Raw genomic sequence first — 14850 nt, 5'->3', positions numbered from 1 at the left:
AATGCCAGAGTCCGTTTTATTTTGGATCATGGGACCACTTGCCGTGGTTGCTGCGGTCGGCATGCTCCTAGTTAAGAAGGCAGTGCACTCTGCTCTCTTGCTTGCATGGGTAATGGTTACTCTCGCATTTTTCTATATCGCACAAGGCGCCCTCTTTTTAGGAATTGTTCAGGTAGTTGTTTATACCGGCGCAGTCATGATGCTCTTCTTGTTTATTTTGATGCTAGTCGGTGTAGACGCTGCAGATTCACTTACCGAAACAATTCGTGGCTTGCGACCAATTGCAATTACTGCAGCAATTGGTTTTGGTGGATTAATGGTTTCACTCATTAGTCGCGCAACCCTTGGCCGCGAACCAGTTGGACTCGATGCTGCTAATGCAGCTGGAAATGTTCAGGGATTATCACAACTTCTTTTTTCAACATATGTCTGGCCCTTCGAAGTTGTTTCAGCACTTTTGATTACCGCCGCCCTTGGCGCAATGGTTTTAGCGCACCACCAACGTGAAGTCGCACGACCATCACAGCGCGATCTATCCGAACAACGTTTCCGTTCCGGTTCACTTGCAACCGCCGCAGGATTACCTGGTCCTGGAGTTTTTGCTCGACATAACGCTGTAGATGTTCCCGCACTGTTGCCAGATGGAACTCCAGCACCTGCCTCAATTTCTGAAACTCTTCGCACACGTGGCGACATGATTGATTCTTCAGAGTTCCAACTCGATCAAGTTAATACAGAAGTAAGGGATGAGAAGTAATGAATCCAACTAACTATCTGTATGTATCAGCACTTCTCTTTACTATCGGTGCAATCGGTGTTGTTGTCCGCCGCAATGCAATCGTTGTCTTTATGTGTATTGAATTAATGCTTAATGCTGCCAATCTTTCATTTGTAACTTTTGCACGCATTAATGGAAATCTAGATGGCCAAGTTGTTGCCTTCTTCACCATGGTTGTCGCTGCCTGCGAAGTAGTTGTGGGCCTAGCAATCATCGTGACCATTTATCGTTCTCGTCGATCAGCATCTGTCGACGATGCTAGTTTGTTGAAGAGATAGCCATGTTAGTAAATAACGGTTTGGTATATCTCATCGCGTTACCTTTATTTGGGGCTGCACTTTTATTACTTGCTGGTCGTCGAGCTGATCGCTGGGGCCACTTATTAGCAACTGCGCTCTCTGGAATGTCTTTCATACTTGGCGCTGTTCAGTTCTATGAAATGCTCGGTCGAAGCCCTGAGAATCGCGCGGTTTCGCAAAAACTATTTAGTTGGATTTCAGTTGGTTCTTTTAATATCGATGCGGGATTACTTGTAGATCAATTATCTATCTGCTTCGTTCTTCTCATTACAGGCGTTGGCACGTTGATTCATATCTATTCAATTGCATATATGGATCACGATAAGGACCGCCGTAGATTCTTTGCCTACCTCAACTTCTTTATCGCCTCGATGTTATTACTCGTTATGGGCGATTCATACCTCAATCTCTACGTTGGCTGGGAAGGCGTGGGTCTTGCTTCATATTTATTAATTGGTTTCTGGAATCACAAGCCTGCATATGCAACAGCTTCGAAGAAAGCATTTATTGCTAACCGTGTTGGCGATATGGGTCTTTCATTTGCAATCATGATCGCTTTTGCAACGATGGGAACAGTTTCATTTAGCGGAGTTAAAGAAGCAGCAGAAGGCACATCAGAAGGCGCCCTGACTGCAATTGGAATCATGCTTTTACTTGCTGCAACAGGAAAATCTGCGCAGTTCCCATTGCAAGCATGGCTTGGCGATGCGATGGCAGGTCCAACTCCTGTGTCAGCGTTGATTCACGCAGCAACAATGGTTACAGCGGGCGTTTACTTAATTACTCGTTCTAACTTTATTTTTGATGCCGCACCAACTGCGCAATTACTGGTTGTAATAGTTGGTGCAATCACACTTCTCTTTGGTGCAATTATCGGTACTGCAAAAGATGACATTAAGAAGGCACTTGCAGCATCGACTATGTCTCAGATTGGTTACATGGTTTTAGCCACGGGTCTTGGACCAGTTGGTTATGCATTTGCAATCATGCACTTGTTAACACACGGTTTCTTTAAAGCTGGAATGTTCCTTGGTGCAGGTTCTGTTATGCACGGAACTGGCGATGAAGTAAATATGAGAAAGTTCGGCGGCATCAGACACTTCATGCCAATTACTTTTGCAACATTTGGCCTTGGTTACCTAGCAATTTTGGGTGTTCCACCTTTTGCTGGCTTCTATTCCAAAGACAAAATCATTGAAACAGCTTTCTATGCTGGCGGAATAAAGGGAATCCTTATTGGATCCGTGGCTCTATTTGGCGCAGCCCTTACAGCGTTTTACATGTCTCGCGTAATGATTCTTACATTTGCCGGAACACCGCGCTATGACATCAATCATCCACCGCATGAGTCATCGTTTTTAATGTTACTTCCAATGGGCATTCTTGCAATTGGTTCTGTTACTTCAGGATTCTTACTTTCTCGCGGTGAAGCACTTGTTCATTGGCTCGAACCTCTCTTTGAAGCGCACGAGGGTCACGGACCAGAAATTTTGCCACCAGTTGTAATTTCTTTAATGGCACTTACTGTCGTCATTATTGGCGCGGCGCTTGCTTGGTTTAAATATGGCCGCGGAACAGTTGCAGATACTGCCCCTACAGATGTTTCAATCTTTACACGAATCGCACGTCGTGACTTGTTACAAGATGATTTCAACGAAAGCGTATTCATGCGTCCAGGGCAAGCACTCACTCGCTTACTTGTTAAGACAGATGATGTTGTAGTCGATGGAACTGTCCGTGGGGTTGCAGCAGCTGCACTTGCCTCAGGTAGCTCACTTCGCTCAACCCAAACTGGTTTCGTTCGTAGCTATGCAGCCTTAATCGTCATTGGGGCCGTTGTGTTAATAGCAGCAATTTGGGCGGTGACGCTATGAACTATTTAACGTTGATCATGGCAATTCCGCTAGTTGGAGCTGCGTTGATTGCGACGCTGCCACAAACCAAATCTTTGCTCGCAAAGCAAATGGCTTTGGGCACAACTCTTATTGCAGCAGTTGCCACTATTTTGATGACTGTTAAATTTGAGCGAGCCAATACCGATCTTCAATTTGTTGAAAGCTATGACTGGATTAAATCATTTGGCATTAAGTACGCAGTTGGTGTGGATGGAATTGCACTTGTTCTTATTCTCATGACCGCGCTGCTCACACCAATTGTTGTTCTTGCGGGCTGGAATGAATCAGATAACGGGCGCTGGAGCACTAAGACTTTTTATATATTGATTTTGGTTCTGCAGACAATGTCATTCGGCGTATTTGCAGCAACAGATGTATTCCTCTTCTACGTCTTCTTTGAAGCGATGTTGGTTCCCGTGTACTTCCTTATTGGTGGCTATGGAAGCGGAGAACGCACGGCAGCTGCTGTGAAGTTCTTGCTCTATTCACTCTTTGGTGGATTACTCATGCTCGCATCAATTATTGGTTTATACGTTCTCTCAGGCGAGCAAGGTGGACATACATTTAATATCGCTGCTCTTTCTCAACTTGAAATGAGTTCGACAACCCAGAACTTCTTATTCCTTGGCTTCTTTATTGCCTTTGCAATTAAAGCTCCGTTGTTTCCTTTTCACACATGGCTGCCAGATGCTGCAAAGTCTGCAACGCCTGGAACATCGGTTTTACTCTTAGGTGTTCTAGACAAAGTTGGTACCTTCGGAATGATTCGCTACTGCTTAGCGTTATTTCCTGAAGCCACGAAAACATTTACACCTGCAATCATCACACTTTCTGTTATTTCAATTGTCTACGGAGCATTCCTTGCTATTGGGGCTAAAGACATCAAACGTTTGATTGCATACACATCTATTTCTCACTTTGGTTTCATCACGTTGGGTATTTTCGCAATGACCACTCAAGGTCACAGCGGTGCGACTTTGTATATGTTTAACCACGGCTTCTCAACGGCTGCACTATTCCTAGTTGCTGGCTGGATGATTTCTCGTCGAGGATCTTCAACAATTGCTGACTTTGGTGGATTACAACGAGTGACTCCTGTAATGGCATGGTCATTTTTTATTGCAGGCATGTCCAGCTTGGCTTTACCAGGGCTCTCAAGCTTCGTTAGCGAATTCCTAGTTCTTGTTGGAACTTTCACGCGCTATCCAGTAGCAGCGGTGATTGCAACATTTGGCATTGTCTTAGCAGCGCTCTATGTCTTGATTCCTGTGCAGCGTGCATTGCATGGACCAACGACTCCAGGAAATGAAAATCTTGCAGATTTAAATCTTCGTGAAAAGTTAGCAATCGCACCTGTGATTGCAGTAATTGTTTTCCTTGGCTTCTACCCAGCACCGGCACTTAACATTATTAATCCAGCAGCGGCTCACGTACTCTCACAAATAGGTTTTACAGATCCAGTACCTACACATGGAGGCAAGTAAATGAGTGAATTTATCTCACCCACACTTTCATACTCGCTTTTATCTCCAATGCTGGTTGTTTTTGCCGGAGCAATTATCGGTGTGTTAATCGAAGCTTTTGCATCTAAATCAGTACGTCCGATCGCTCAAGTCAGCGTCACTCTTGGAACGCTTGTTCTCTCACTCGTTCAGGTCTGGCGAATTAGGAACTCGGGTTCCACAACTGCTGCAATGGGATCTGTAATCATTGATGGGCCAGGTCTATTACTTCAAGGATCAATTCTTGTTATTGCAATTATTTCAGTATTTCTCATTGCAGATACTGAAAATTTCGCAGCCGCAGCTGCTGCAATTCCTGGCTCGCCAGAAGAGCGCGAATCAATTGCTCGTGGTCAGCAAGTTACAGAAGTTTTCCCACTCACACTCTTTGCAGTTGCGGGAATGCTCTTATTCCCGGTTGCATCAGATTTGATTACTCTCTTTGTTGCACTCGAGGTTCTTTCACTGCCTTTGTATTTGATGGCAGGACTTTCACGACGTCGCCGGTTACTTTCACAAGAATCTGCACTGAAGTACTTCTTATTGGGAGCATTCTCATCAGCATTTTTCTTATTTGGCGCGGCTTACCTTTACGGGTATTCAGGTTCAGTAACTTTTGCAGGAATCCGTAATGCTGTAGTCGGCGGTACTGGAAACGATGTATTCCTTCTGATCGGTATGGCATTCCTATCTATCGGATTGCTATTTAAAGTTGGTGCAGTTCCTTTCCATGCGTGGTCACCTGATGTGTATCAAGGTGCACCAACTCCTGTAACAGCATTCATGGCAGCGGCCACAAAGGTTGCAGCCTTTGGCGCAATGCTTCGTATTTTTTACACAGTTTTTGCTAATGCCGAATGGTCATGGAGCCCACTACTTACCGGCATAGCAATTATCACAATGGTCTTTGGTTCACTTGTTGCAATTGCACAGCGAGATGTAAAGCGCATGCTTGCCTACTCATCTATCGCACACGCTGGTTTCTTACTCACTGGTGTTATTGCACTTAATAAGGCCGGCCTTGATGCAAGCATTTACTACTTATTCGCATACGGCGTAGCGACAGTTGGAGCATTTGCAGTTGTTACATTGGTTAGAGATAGCGCCGGAGAAGTAACAGATCTCAATCGTTGGGCTGGTCTTGGAAAGCGTTCGCCATGGGTTGCAACATCCTTTGCGACATTCCTGCTTGCCTTTGCTGGCATTCCATTGACGAGTGGATTCATTGGAAAGTTCTCAATTTTCTCAGCAGCGTATGAATCTGGATCAAAGTCAGTTGTTATTGCCGGTGTTCTTTCTAGTGCAATTGCAGCCTTTTTCTATATTCGTGTAATTGTCTTGATGTTCTTCTCAGATCCTCTAGAAGATGCAACGAGTGTTGTTATTCCTTCAGCGCTCACACGCATCACTGTTTTGTTCGCCGTTATTGTCACAATCTTCTTGGGAGTATTCCCATCTCCTCTTCTTGATTTCATCAGCAACATCGCGATCTTCATCCGCTAATGGCATCACTCGGAATTCCTGAGATCTCGCCAGAGTTTGAGGCGCAACTCTCCGATGGGCTTTCACAAGTAGAAGATCGTTTGCGTGAACAAATTGTTGGAAAGTACCCACTCGTTATCGAAACTTCTCGCCACCTAGTTGATGCAGGTGGAAAACGACTTCGTCCGTTACTGACACTGATTGCATCTCATTACGGCGATCCAAGCCGTTCGCAAGTAATTGATGCTGCAGTCGTCTGCGAATTAACTCACCTTGGTACTTTGTATCACGATGATGTGATGGATGAAGCGCCACTTCGTCGTGGAGTTATGAGTGCCAATACTCGCTGGACTAACTCTGTTGCTATTTTGACTGGTGATTATCTCTTTGCAAAAGTTTCTGATTTGCTCGCAGATATGGGCCCAGAAGCTGTTCGCCTGCAAGCACGAACATTTGAACGCCTTGTTATTGGGCAAATCATGGAGACCCAAGGACCAAGTGCCGGTGTCGATGCACTCGAGCACTATCTCAATGTTGTTGCAGATAAAACAGGATCTCTGATTGCCACCAGTGCACGTTTTGGCGCACTTTTATCAGGTGCTCCTCGCGACATCATGGAAACTCTTACAACTTTTGGCGAAAAGATGGGTGTTGCATTTCAATTAGCTGATGACGTCATTGATATTTCAAGTGAATCCTTTGAGTCAGGTAAAACTCCTGGAACAGATTTACGTGAAGGAATTCCAACGCTAGTAACTCTAAATGTTATGAAATCACACGATTCAGCCGACGCTGAACTTCGTCATTTACTCAGTGGACCTATTGAAGATGAAACAACCGTTGCCCAGGTGTTACGCGAATTACGCCAGCACAAAGCACTCGATGAATCACGTTCTCAATTAGTTTCAATTGCTAAAGAAGCACGCGCCGCACTTGGTCCGCTGCCAGTTGGCGCGCCAACAGGTGCGTTGTTATCCCTGTGCGACGCTGTTATTGACCGTACGGCCTGATTTAAGTAGATCAACCGCTAGCGTTATTAGCGCTGCCCAAATAATCATAAATCCAACCCAACGCGCTGTTGGCATATCTTCATGACGAACCCACACACCAATTGAGAATTGAATGGTTGGTGTGATGTATTGAAGTAAACCAATAATGGTAAATGGCAGTCGAGTTGTAGAACCGTTAAATAACAAGAGCGGAATCGCAGTAACAACACCAGCGCCGATGAGCAATAGAGATAATCCAACAGATGATCCGAGTTGACCAGTTCCATTGAGTCCGATGTAGATCAAATAACCACCGTAAAAAGGTAGTGAAAGCAATGTTTCAATAGCCAAACCTTCAAGTGCTCCAAGGTTGAGTTGCTTCTTTACAAGACCGTAAGAACCCCAAGAAAACGCTAGTGCCAATGCAATCCATGGAAGACGCCCATAATCAATGGTTAAGACGATTACACCTAGTGCACCAAAACTAACTGCCATCCATTGAAGTTTGCGCATTTTTTCGCGCAACATAATTACGCCAAAAGCAATGATGATTAGCGGGTTGATGTAATACCCAAGTGCAGTTTCAACAACGTGCTCATTGTTTACTCCCCAGATATAAACGAGCCAATTAACTGAGATCAGCCCCGCAGCAAGTAATAAGCGAAAAAAGACTCTTGGATTTTTAAGTAGTGCGTATGTGCTCTTAAGTTGCTTAGCAATTCCAAGTGCAATTAAACAGAAAAAAAGCGACCAGACAGCACGGTGAGAAACAATTTCCATTGGATTAGCTGGTTGCAAAAGTGGCCAGTACAAAGGAAATGCGCCCCACAAGGTGTACGCAGATACACCGAAGATTAAGCCGGTTTTATATCTAGTCAATTAACGGAAATTCGTGAATTGAACTGCAAAGTCCCATGCGCCATCTTTAACTAGCGCCATGGCTGTTTGTAGATCATCGCGACTCTTACTTGTCACGCGAAGTTCATCGCCTTGGATCTGAGTTTTAAGTGACTTAGGACCATCATCGCGTAGGAATTTTGCAACTTTCTTCGCATTCTCAGTTGAGATTCCTTCTTTAAGAGGCGCAGCAATTTTATAAATCTTTCCACTTAGTTGTGGTGCCCCAGCATCTAAATGCTTGAGAGAAACACCGCGCTTAATCATCTTGTCCTTAACAACATCAAGAGCAGCTTTAGCGCGTTCTTCAGTGTCTGCTTCGATACTAATAACTTCACCTTTGAGTTCTATTGAAGAACCTGTATTTTTAAAATCAAAGCGAGTATCGATTTCGCGGATTGCTTGATTAATCGCATTATCTAATTCCATGCGATCAATCTTGGAAGTTATGTCAAAACTGCTGTCAGCCATTTGCTCATCTTATCTTCTCACCCGAAAAGTTATGAAATTCTTGCATTCGTAGACTAGATTTTCACCATGTTTCGAGTACGTCTGTGCCTCTTACTCTTAGTGCTCAGTGTTCTCCCGATTTCACAATCACAGGCAGCCGATGTTGTTTATTCTGGAGATCGACCATTTACTTTAGTTTTACCAAGCAATTATCAGGCTGGTACCCCTGCTCCTTTACTCATTGCTCTTCATGGATACACAGCAAATACTCCATATGCCGATAGTTATTTCCAACTAAGCAAAGTGGCGGATCAAAAAGGAATTTTGACTGTCTATCCAAGTGGCAGCAAAGATTCCAATGGATATCTTTTCTGGAATGCAACACCTGCTTGTTGTAACTTTGATTCGAGCACAGTCGATGACGAAGCGTATTTGTTGAGCATTATTGATTCAGTTTCCAAAGATCACGCGGTAGACCCTGCTCGTGTTTACATTATTGGGCATTCAAATGGTGGATTCATGGCTCATCGAATGGCGTGTAATCAATCAGATCGAATAGCTGCAATTGTTAGTTTGGCAGGGATGACATATTCAAATCCAAAGAGTTGTAGACCAACTTCTCCTGTGAGCGTCTTACAAATCCACGGTAGCAATGACGCTGTTATTACATACACAGGTGGATACTTATTTGGCAGCGCATATCCTTCTGCTAGAAAAACAATTGATCTTTGGGGCAAATTAAATGAATGCGGTAAAAAACCTTACCGCGTGCTTCCACGACTTGATTTAGATCGAAAATTAGCTGGAGCAGAAACAACAGTCCTTAGATACAAAGGGTGTAAAACAAGTGCTACCTCTGAAATGTGGACCATAAATAAAGGTAAACACTCGCCCGAGCTCTCTGCTACCTTTGCAGAAAGCGTTATAACTTTCCTACTGAGTCGACCAAAGAAAAGCGCATGAGAAAAATACTTGTTTTATCCCTTGTAACCCTTTTGAGTTTTCTAATGCCACCCGCTCTTGCTCACTCAGAATTAGTTTCATCTAACCCAAGTTCTGCAGCAAATATCCAACAATTACCAGAACAGATAGAACTTGAATTTAATGAGGAATTGTTGAATTTAGGTACCGGAAACTCTATTTCGATTATGACCCCAAGTGGTGAAGACATTGGTATGGGGGAAACGAGCACGGAAGGCGCAGTAATTACTCGCTTGCTCAATACAACTTCAGAAACTGGGCAATTCCAAGTGAAGTATCGAGTTGCATCGGCTGATGGTCACGTACTTAATGGAAGTTTCACATTTAATTTAAGTGAAGCGATAGTTCCAATAACGCAGAATGAAAATGCAGCAGAACCAGAATCTGGATCAAATCTTCTAGTCACTCTTGTCACAATAATCCTTGGTGGCGCAATAGTGCTCTTAATTGGGTTGGCTATTCGCTCACGAAAGCGACGAATTACCTCTACCGATTAATTTGAGGTAATCTTCACCCGCCGTAAAACGTTCGACCTTGGCGGGTTGCCCGAGCGGCCAATGGGAGGGGACTGTAAATCCCCCGGCTCTGCCTTCGAAGGTTCAAATCCTTCACCCGCCACCAGTAAGAAGAACTTTATTTAGAGGTGCCAGACTTACGAGCTGCGCGAGATAAAAATAATGCAAAGACAAGGGCTAGCACGATTCCAGTGTTAACACCCATTTCTGTTAGTGCCCGGTTGAAATATTCTTCAGTCTTTTCTTTTTCCATTGTTAGTGATGCACCAACTGTCAGAATGTGTCGAACCGCTGCGATAACTCCGATAATTAAGAAGTTATCTAGTTGAAAAATACCATCGGTAAATCTAACGATTACCGTTCTCATAATTTCTAGAATGATGATCACAAAGAGAATGTCATTGATTCCTTGGATCATCCCTAGTGGAAAGAATGGACGGGTTTCAATTAGGCGTTGCAGGGTGTAACCAGCAGCCAAGATGGAAATAATAAATAAAAGAATTCCAAGAAACCCGTGCAAAATATCTTCAAGTTTATCGATGAAAGTTACAGGGATAAGTGACTCATCTTTTGTCAATAAACCCTTGACTGATTTGTACTTCATATCGACCGCCCTCACTAGATATGCTCAAGGGTAAGTGCCTCATTAAACTCGCGCAATATTTAGGGCAAAATGCCGTGCAATTATTGCCTGGACCTGCCCCAGATGGCGCGCAGCCCTCAGCGCAGCGTGGCCTTTTGCACATAACTCGCGTGTAGACATTAATAACTCATCTTTATATTCTTCGCTTATAACAATCCACCTAAGAGGAGAACTTGTGAAAAAGCGTTTTGGAATTTTTTCAGCTGTAGTAATTGCTGCAGCACTAACACTTACAGGATGTTCATCATCTGACTCTGCGACAACTGAAACAGCAGCATCATGTGCAAAGGCTGATCTTGCAACAGTTACAGCAGGTAAATTAACTATCGCAACTGGTGAGCCTGCTTACTACCCATGGGTTATCGATGACAAGCCAGAATCTGGCGAAGGCTTCGAAGGCGCAGTTGCATACGCAGTTGCAACACAACTCGGATTTACAAATGAAGAAGTTGTATGGGTTCGCACAACATTTGATTCCGCTGTAACACCAGGAGAAAAGAACTTCGACTTTAACTTGCAGCAATTCTCAATTACAGATGAGCGCAAGACTGCTGTTGATTTCTCATCTCCTTACTACACAGCGCCACAAGCAATCGTTTCCTTCAAGGGAAGCAAGATTGATGGAAAGACTTCACTTGCAGACCTCAAGGGTGCCAAGCTTGGAGCCGCAGTTGGAACAACATCACTTGATGCAATTGAAAACCAGATTGGTGCAAAGCCACAGGTATTCAATGACAACGCAGCAGGTGTATCAGCATTGAAGAATAAGCAGATTGACGGATTAGTTGTTGATCTTCCAACAGCTTTCTACCTATCTGGTGTTGAAGTTCCAAATGGTCTAATCGTCGGCCAACTTCCTTCTACTGGAAGCGGAGATCAATTTGGTCTCTTGCTAACAAAGGGCAGCAAGTTGACCTCTTGTGTTTCTGGAGCAGTTGATGCAATCACAACTGATGGAACACTGGCTGCAATCACTGATAAGTGGCTTGCAACTGATGCTGGCGCGCCAGTATTAAAGCCATAAGTAATAACCAGAAGTAAACACGGTAGTTTGGCGACCATGACAGAGAGAAAAAACTCTGCGTGGTCGCCAAGCTCACGTGAATTAGAGCGTCAAGGATCGCGTCGGGCAATTAACCGCAAGCAAGTCCTTATTGCTGCGCTCTCTTCTTTGTTTGTTCTAGGAACACTTGCACTCGTTCTTGTGACTTCTCCTGGCTGGCAGACAGTAAAAAGTACTTTTTTTGATATTGAATATGGCAAAGAAGTACTTCCAAAGGTATTACAAGGCTTATGGATCAACCTTCAACTTACTTTTATTGGTGGCGCTGCCATCGGTGTCATTGCATTGGGCCTGGCCCTATTGCGCACAACAAAGTCACCAACGCTTACTCCATTTAGATTTTTAGCAACCGCCTACGTCGACATTTTCCGCGGTGCCCCACTTATCTTGATTATTTTACTTGTTGGCTTTGGTGTTCCAGCACTTGGACTAAAAGGAATTTCTAGCAATGTAATTTTCCTGGGAACAGTGGCAGTTGTGCTGACTTATTCTGCATACGTTGCCGAAGTTATTCGAAGTGGAATTCTTTCTATTCATCCAAGTCAGAGAGCAGCTGCGCGATCACTCGGTCTGTCTTCAGGTCAAACAATGCGTTATGTGGTTTTGCCTCAGGCAATTAGACGAGTTGTCCCGCCACTTCTCAATGACTTTGTATCGCTGCTTAAAGACACTGGTCTTGTTTCAATTCTTGGCGTGACTGATGCGGTACGTGCGGCGCAAATTAATGCAAGCCGAACATTTAATTACACGCCATATGTTGTGGCTGCAATCTTGTTCTTGCTCATCACAATTCCGATGACTCGTTATACAGATAGAGCGATTAGACAGCGCACAAATGCACAGAGCTCAGAAGGTGCAATCTAATGAGCTATGTCCTAGAGCTAAAAGACGTTCGTAAATCTTTTGGTGAAGAAGTTGTCCTGAATAACCTCTCACTTGTAGTTCCCGAACACACAGCCACAGTTTTAATCGGTGCATCTGGTTCTGGTAAATCAACCTTGCTGCGCTGCATTAATTTGCTCGAAACAATCGATGATGGACAGATTCTGCTTGATGGAAAAGAGATTTCTGATCCACTCATTAATGTTGATGATGTACGACGCAAACTGGGAATGGTCTTTCAATCTTTTAACCTATTTCCTCACAAAACAGTTTTAGAAAACATCACACTTGCTCCTGTGAAAGTCCAAGGCAAATCTGTTGAAGAAGCGCGTAGCGCCGCTAAGGCACTGCTTACTCGCTTTGATTTAGCCGATAAAGCAGATCAATACCCAGATCGTTTATCTGGTGGACAACAACAGCGCGTGGCAATCATTCGGTCTTTGGCTGTTAATCCACGTCTCTTATTGCTCGATGAAATCACATCCGCACTTGATCCAGTACTTGTTAATGAAGTTCTCAGCATTGTTCGTGACCTTAAGCATGATGGAATGACAATGGTTCTTGCAACGCATGAAATGGGATTTGCTACTCAAGTTGCCGATGAGGTCTGCTTCCTAGAATCAGGAAACATTCTTGAAAGAGGTAGCGCTGAGGCAGTTCTTCGCAATCCAACGAATCCGAAGACTCAAGAGTTTTTAAAGCGCGTGCATCAAGCCGGAAGATTGTAGACTGTAGCTATGTGTTCACAAGTAATGTGTAGTAGTTGCAAAAAACCAACGTGGTCAGGTTGTGGTGAACATATTGAAGAAGCTCTCTTTGATGTTCCTGAACAAAATCGCTGCACGTGTCCTCGATGAACGACTGGATTGCAGCAGTACAAAAAGAACTTGGCTTGGACGTTTCATTTGATAACGATGCAATTTTAGATGTAGCCCGTGAAGCTGCACATGCCACAGAACGTAAAGCTGCTCCGGTTACAACATATTTAATGGGAGTAGCTGTAGCACATGGCGCAAACCCAGCAGATGTTGCAGCAAAGATTGAGAAGTTAGCAAAGGGCTGGCCAAGCACCACATGATTCAAGAAGCTCACTGGGAACAAGCAAGAGTTGAGGCCTACAGTTTTTGGAAGAAATTACCTTCAGAAAAAATAAGCTTAAATCTATGTGTTGATCGCACACTTGCAACCGATGCTATTGCACTCGTAGAACTTCCAACATATCCAACATCTGCAATGGATGGATATGCAGTGTGTGGCAAAGGGCCATGGAGAATTGTTGGTGAAGTAAAAGCCGGTGCGCCTATGAAAGGCGGCCTCAAAGAAGGCACTGCCGTCAAAATTGCAACGGGTGCGGTTATCCCTGATAAAACATTCGGAATAATTCGTTGGGAAATTGCAACTGTTGATGGCGATAATTTAAATGGCGAAGTAAAAGAAGGACAAGAGATTCGCCCCGCTGGGCTTGAAAGCAATAAGGGTGAAGTCCTAGCAACGGCTGGAACAGTTCTTAATCCAGGATTAATTGGTTTATTAGCAGCTGCGGGACACGACTTACTTGAAGTAGTTCGCATACCTAAAGCCACAATTATTTTACTCGGTGATGAAATTGTTTTAGATGGATTACCCCATGATGGATTAGTTCGTGATGCGCTTGGACCACAGTTGCCTGGATGGTTGCACAAACTAGGTGTTGAAGTTATTGCAACTCATTATGTTTCAGATGAGCTAGATCTTGTGACCAAAGCATTTGCAGCTGCTGCAAAAAACAGCGACGTTGTCTTTACAACTGCTGGCACAGCAGATGGACCACGCGATCACGTGCGCGCTGCGATTGCTGCGCTCAAAGGCGAACTAATTATTGATCGTGTGAAAGTGCGCCCAGGACACCCAATGGTTTTGGCACACATAAACAAAGTACCTTTTGTTGGCTTACCTGGTAATCCGCAATCAGCAATTGTTGCGCTTCTAACTCTTGGCCAACCAGTAATTGATGCACTGATGGGCCGCAAAGAAGCAGAGCTTCATCAGATTGTTACAGGCGATGATATTAATGTTCCAGAAGGTTTCACACGTTTAGTCTTAGGAAATATTGTCGATGGTTGGTTTGAAATGGGCGAATATTTAGGATCTGCAATGTTGCGCGGACTTGCACACTCAACTGGCTTTGCTGTGGCGGAAAAATCTATGGAAGAAGGCGAGATGGTCGCCTGGTTACCGCTACCTTAACTTTATTTCTTGAAGCGACGATAGATAATTACACCTGCAATACCTAAGCCAATAACAACACCCAAGATAACGAATTGAATGTCATCACTATCGTGATCAAGGTGCTCTGGATTTTCTGGTCCTTCTTCATCTTCGGAAAGTATTGTTATTGAGTGCTGAAATGCTTGTGCCTGAGCTATTGGTGCAAAACTAAGAGCAAGTGCGAGTGCAACTCCAACTAGAAATTTAGGCATGTTTTTAATGTAGTA

17 protein-coding genes and 1 tRNA gene are annotated in these 14850 nt (G+C 44.1%); 14 read left to right on the top strand and 4 right to left on the bottom strand.

The genetic code is table 11. The features are described 5' to 3' along the window. The first annotated feature begins 1 nt into the window (after position 1). From PHILAsVB114_RS06315 to PHILAsVB114_RS06290, 6 genes are read left to right on the top strand one after another with little or no spacing between them, the layout of a single operon-like run. Positions 2–757, top strand: a complete 756-nt coding sequence (locus tag PHILAsVB114_RS06315; protein WP_095698518.1) for an NADH-quinone oxidoreductase subunit J — start codon at positions 2–4, stop codon at positions 755–757. After that, positions 757–1056: an NADH-quinone oxidoreductase subunit NuoK gene (nuoK, locus tag PHILAsVB114_RS06310; protein ID WP_095698517.1), complete on the top strand. Its 300-nt coding sequence runs from the start codon at positions 757–759 to the stop codon at positions 1054–1056. The genes PHILAsVB114_RS06315 and nuoK overlap by 1 nt, the downstream gene beginning before the upstream one ends. Positions 1057–1058: 2 nt before the next feature. Continuing rightward, positions 1059–2951: an NADH-quinone oxidoreductase subunit L gene (gene nuoL / locus PHILAsVB114_RS06305; RefSeq protein WP_095698516.1), complete on the top strand. Its 1893-nt coding sequence runs from the start codon at positions 1059–1061 to the stop codon at positions 2949–2951. Continuing rightward, positions 2948–4456 (top strand): NADH-quinone oxidoreductase subunit M, encoded by a 1509-nt coding sequence (locus PHILAsVB114_RS06300; protein WP_095698515.1) that lies wholly within the window; start codon positions 2948–2950, stop codon positions 4454–4456. Before nuoL ends, PHILAsVB114_RS06300 begins: the two co-directional genes overlap by 4 nt. Beyond that, positions 4457–5977, top strand: coding sequence for an NADH-quinone oxidoreductase subunit NuoN (nuoN, locus tag PHILAsVB114_RS06295; RefSeq protein WP_095698514.1), 1521 nt, complete (start codon positions 4457–4459; stop codon positions 5975–5977). After that, positions 5977–6966 carry a polyprenyl synthetase family protein gene (locus PHILAsVB114_RS06290; RefSeq protein WP_095698513.1) on the top strand — a complete coding sequence of 330 codons (990 nt, stop codon included), beginning with the start codon at positions 5977–5979 and terminating at the stop codon, positions 6964–6966. The genes nuoN and PHILAsVB114_RS06290 overlap by 1 nt, the downstream gene beginning before the upstream one ends. Here PHILAsVB114_RS06290 and rarD read toward each other — a convergent pair. Both rarD and PHILAsVB114_RS06280 read right to left on the bottom strand, forming a co-directional pair. Then, positions 6928–7824 carry an EamA family transporter RarD gene (rarD, locus tag PHILAsVB114_RS06285; RefSeq protein ID WP_095698512.1) on the bottom strand — a complete coding sequence of 299 codons (897 nt, stop codon included), beginning with the start codon at positions 7822–7824 and terminating at the stop codon, positions 6928–6930. The genes PHILAsVB114_RS06290 and rarD overlap by 39 nt on opposite strands. Next, the gene (locus PHILAsVB114_RS06280; RefSeq protein WP_095698511.1) at positions 7825–8313 is read right to left on the bottom strand and encodes a YajQ family cyclic di-GMP-binding protein; all 489 of its coding nucleotides are present in this window, start codon (positions 8311–8313) and stop codon (positions 7825–7827) included. A 66-nt stretch (positions 8314–8379) separates the two neighbouring features. Here PHILAsVB114_RS06280 and PHILAsVB114_RS06275 point away from each other — a divergent pair, with 66 nt between their 5' ends. The 3 genes from PHILAsVB114_RS06275 to PHILAsVB114_RS06265 all read left to right on the top strand — a co-directional run bounded on the left by PHILAsVB114_RS06275 (position 8380) and on the right by PHILAsVB114_RS06265 (position 9894). Continuing rightward, positions 8380–9255, top strand: a complete 876-nt coding sequence (locus PHILAsVB114_RS06275; RefSeq protein ID WP_095698510.1) for a CE1 family esterase — start codon at positions 8380–8382, stop codon at positions 9253–9255. Further along, a complete protein-coding gene (locus tag PHILAsVB114_RS06270) occupies positions 9252–9770 on the top strand; it encodes a copper resistance CopC family protein (RefSeq protein WP_095698509.1) in 519 nt (172 codons plus the stop codon). Before PHILAsVB114_RS06275 ends, PHILAsVB114_RS06270 begins: the two co-directional genes overlap by 4 nt. 39 nt (positions 9771–9809) lie before the next feature. Further along, positions 9810–9894 (top strand) — tRNA-Tyr (locus tag PHILAsVB114_RS06265). A 12-nt stretch (positions 9895–9906) separates the two neighbouring features. On the opposite strand, the gene PHILAsVB114_RS06260 is transcribed toward PHILAsVB114_RS06265, so the two are convergent. After that, on the bottom strand, positions 9907–10392 hold the full coding sequence (locus PHILAsVB114_RS06260; RefSeq protein ID WP_095698508.1) for a phosphate-starvation-inducible PsiE family protein: 486 nt from the start codon (positions 10390–10392) through the stop codon (positions 9907–9909). A gap of 214 nt (positions 10393–10606) precedes the next feature. Here PHILAsVB114_RS06260 and PHILAsVB114_RS06255 point away from each other — a divergent pair, with 214 nt between their 5' ends. The 5 genes from PHILAsVB114_RS06255 to PHILAsVB114_RS06235 all read left to right on the top strand — a co-directional run bounded on the left by PHILAsVB114_RS06255 (position 10607) and on the right by PHILAsVB114_RS06235 (position 14602). Further along, entirely contained in the window at positions 10607–11455 is an 849-nt protein-coding gene (locus PHILAsVB114_RS06255) for an ABC transporter substrate-binding protein (protein ID WP_095698507.1), read from the top strand. A gap of 36 nt (positions 11456–11491) precedes the next feature. Continuing rightward, positions 11492–12358 (top strand): amino acid ABC transporter permease, encoded by an 867-nt coding sequence (locus PHILAsVB114_RS06250; protein ID WP_095698506.1) that lies wholly within the window; start codon positions 11492–11494, stop codon positions 12356–12358. Beyond that, the gene (locus PHILAsVB114_RS06245; protein WP_095698505.1) at positions 12358–13104 is read left to right on the top strand and encodes an amino acid ABC transporter ATP-binding protein; all 747 of its coding nucleotides are present in this window, start codon (positions 12358–12360) and stop codon (positions 13102–13104) included. Before PHILAsVB114_RS06250 ends, PHILAsVB114_RS06245 begins: the two co-directional genes overlap by 1 nt. Positions 13105–13229: 125 nt before the next feature. Next, positions 13230–13454 (top strand): DUF6457 domain-containing protein, encoded by a 225-nt coding sequence (locus PHILAsVB114_RS06240; RefSeq protein ID WP_236850935.1) that lies wholly within the window; start codon positions 13230–13232, stop codon positions 13452–13454. Beyond that, positions 13451–14602: a molybdopterin molybdotransferase MoeA gene (locus PHILAsVB114_RS06235; protein WP_095698503.1), complete on the top strand. Its 1152-nt coding sequence runs from the start codon at positions 13451–13453 to the stop codon at positions 14600–14602. The genes PHILAsVB114_RS06240 and PHILAsVB114_RS06235 overlap by 4 nt, the downstream gene beginning before the upstream one ends. A 2-nt stretch (positions 14603–14604) precedes the next feature. Here the strand turns inward: PHILAsVB114_RS06235 and PHILAsVB114_RS06230 are convergent, their stop codons facing one another. Further along, the gene (locus PHILAsVB114_RS06230) at positions 14605–14835 is read right to left on the bottom strand and encodes a hypothetical protein (RefSeq protein WP_095698502.1); all 231 of its coding nucleotides are present in this window, start codon (positions 14833–14835) and stop codon (positions 14605–14607) included. Between the last annotated feature and the right edge of the window lie 15 nt (positions 14836–14850).

Source organism: Candidatus Planktophila limnetica (assembly GCF_002288365.1).
Taxonomy (GTDB): Bacteria; Actinomycetota; Actinomycetes; order Nanopelagicales; family Nanopelagicaceae; genus Planktophila; species Planktophila limnetica.
This window is presented reverse-complemented; position numbering and strand designations above follow the sequence as displayed.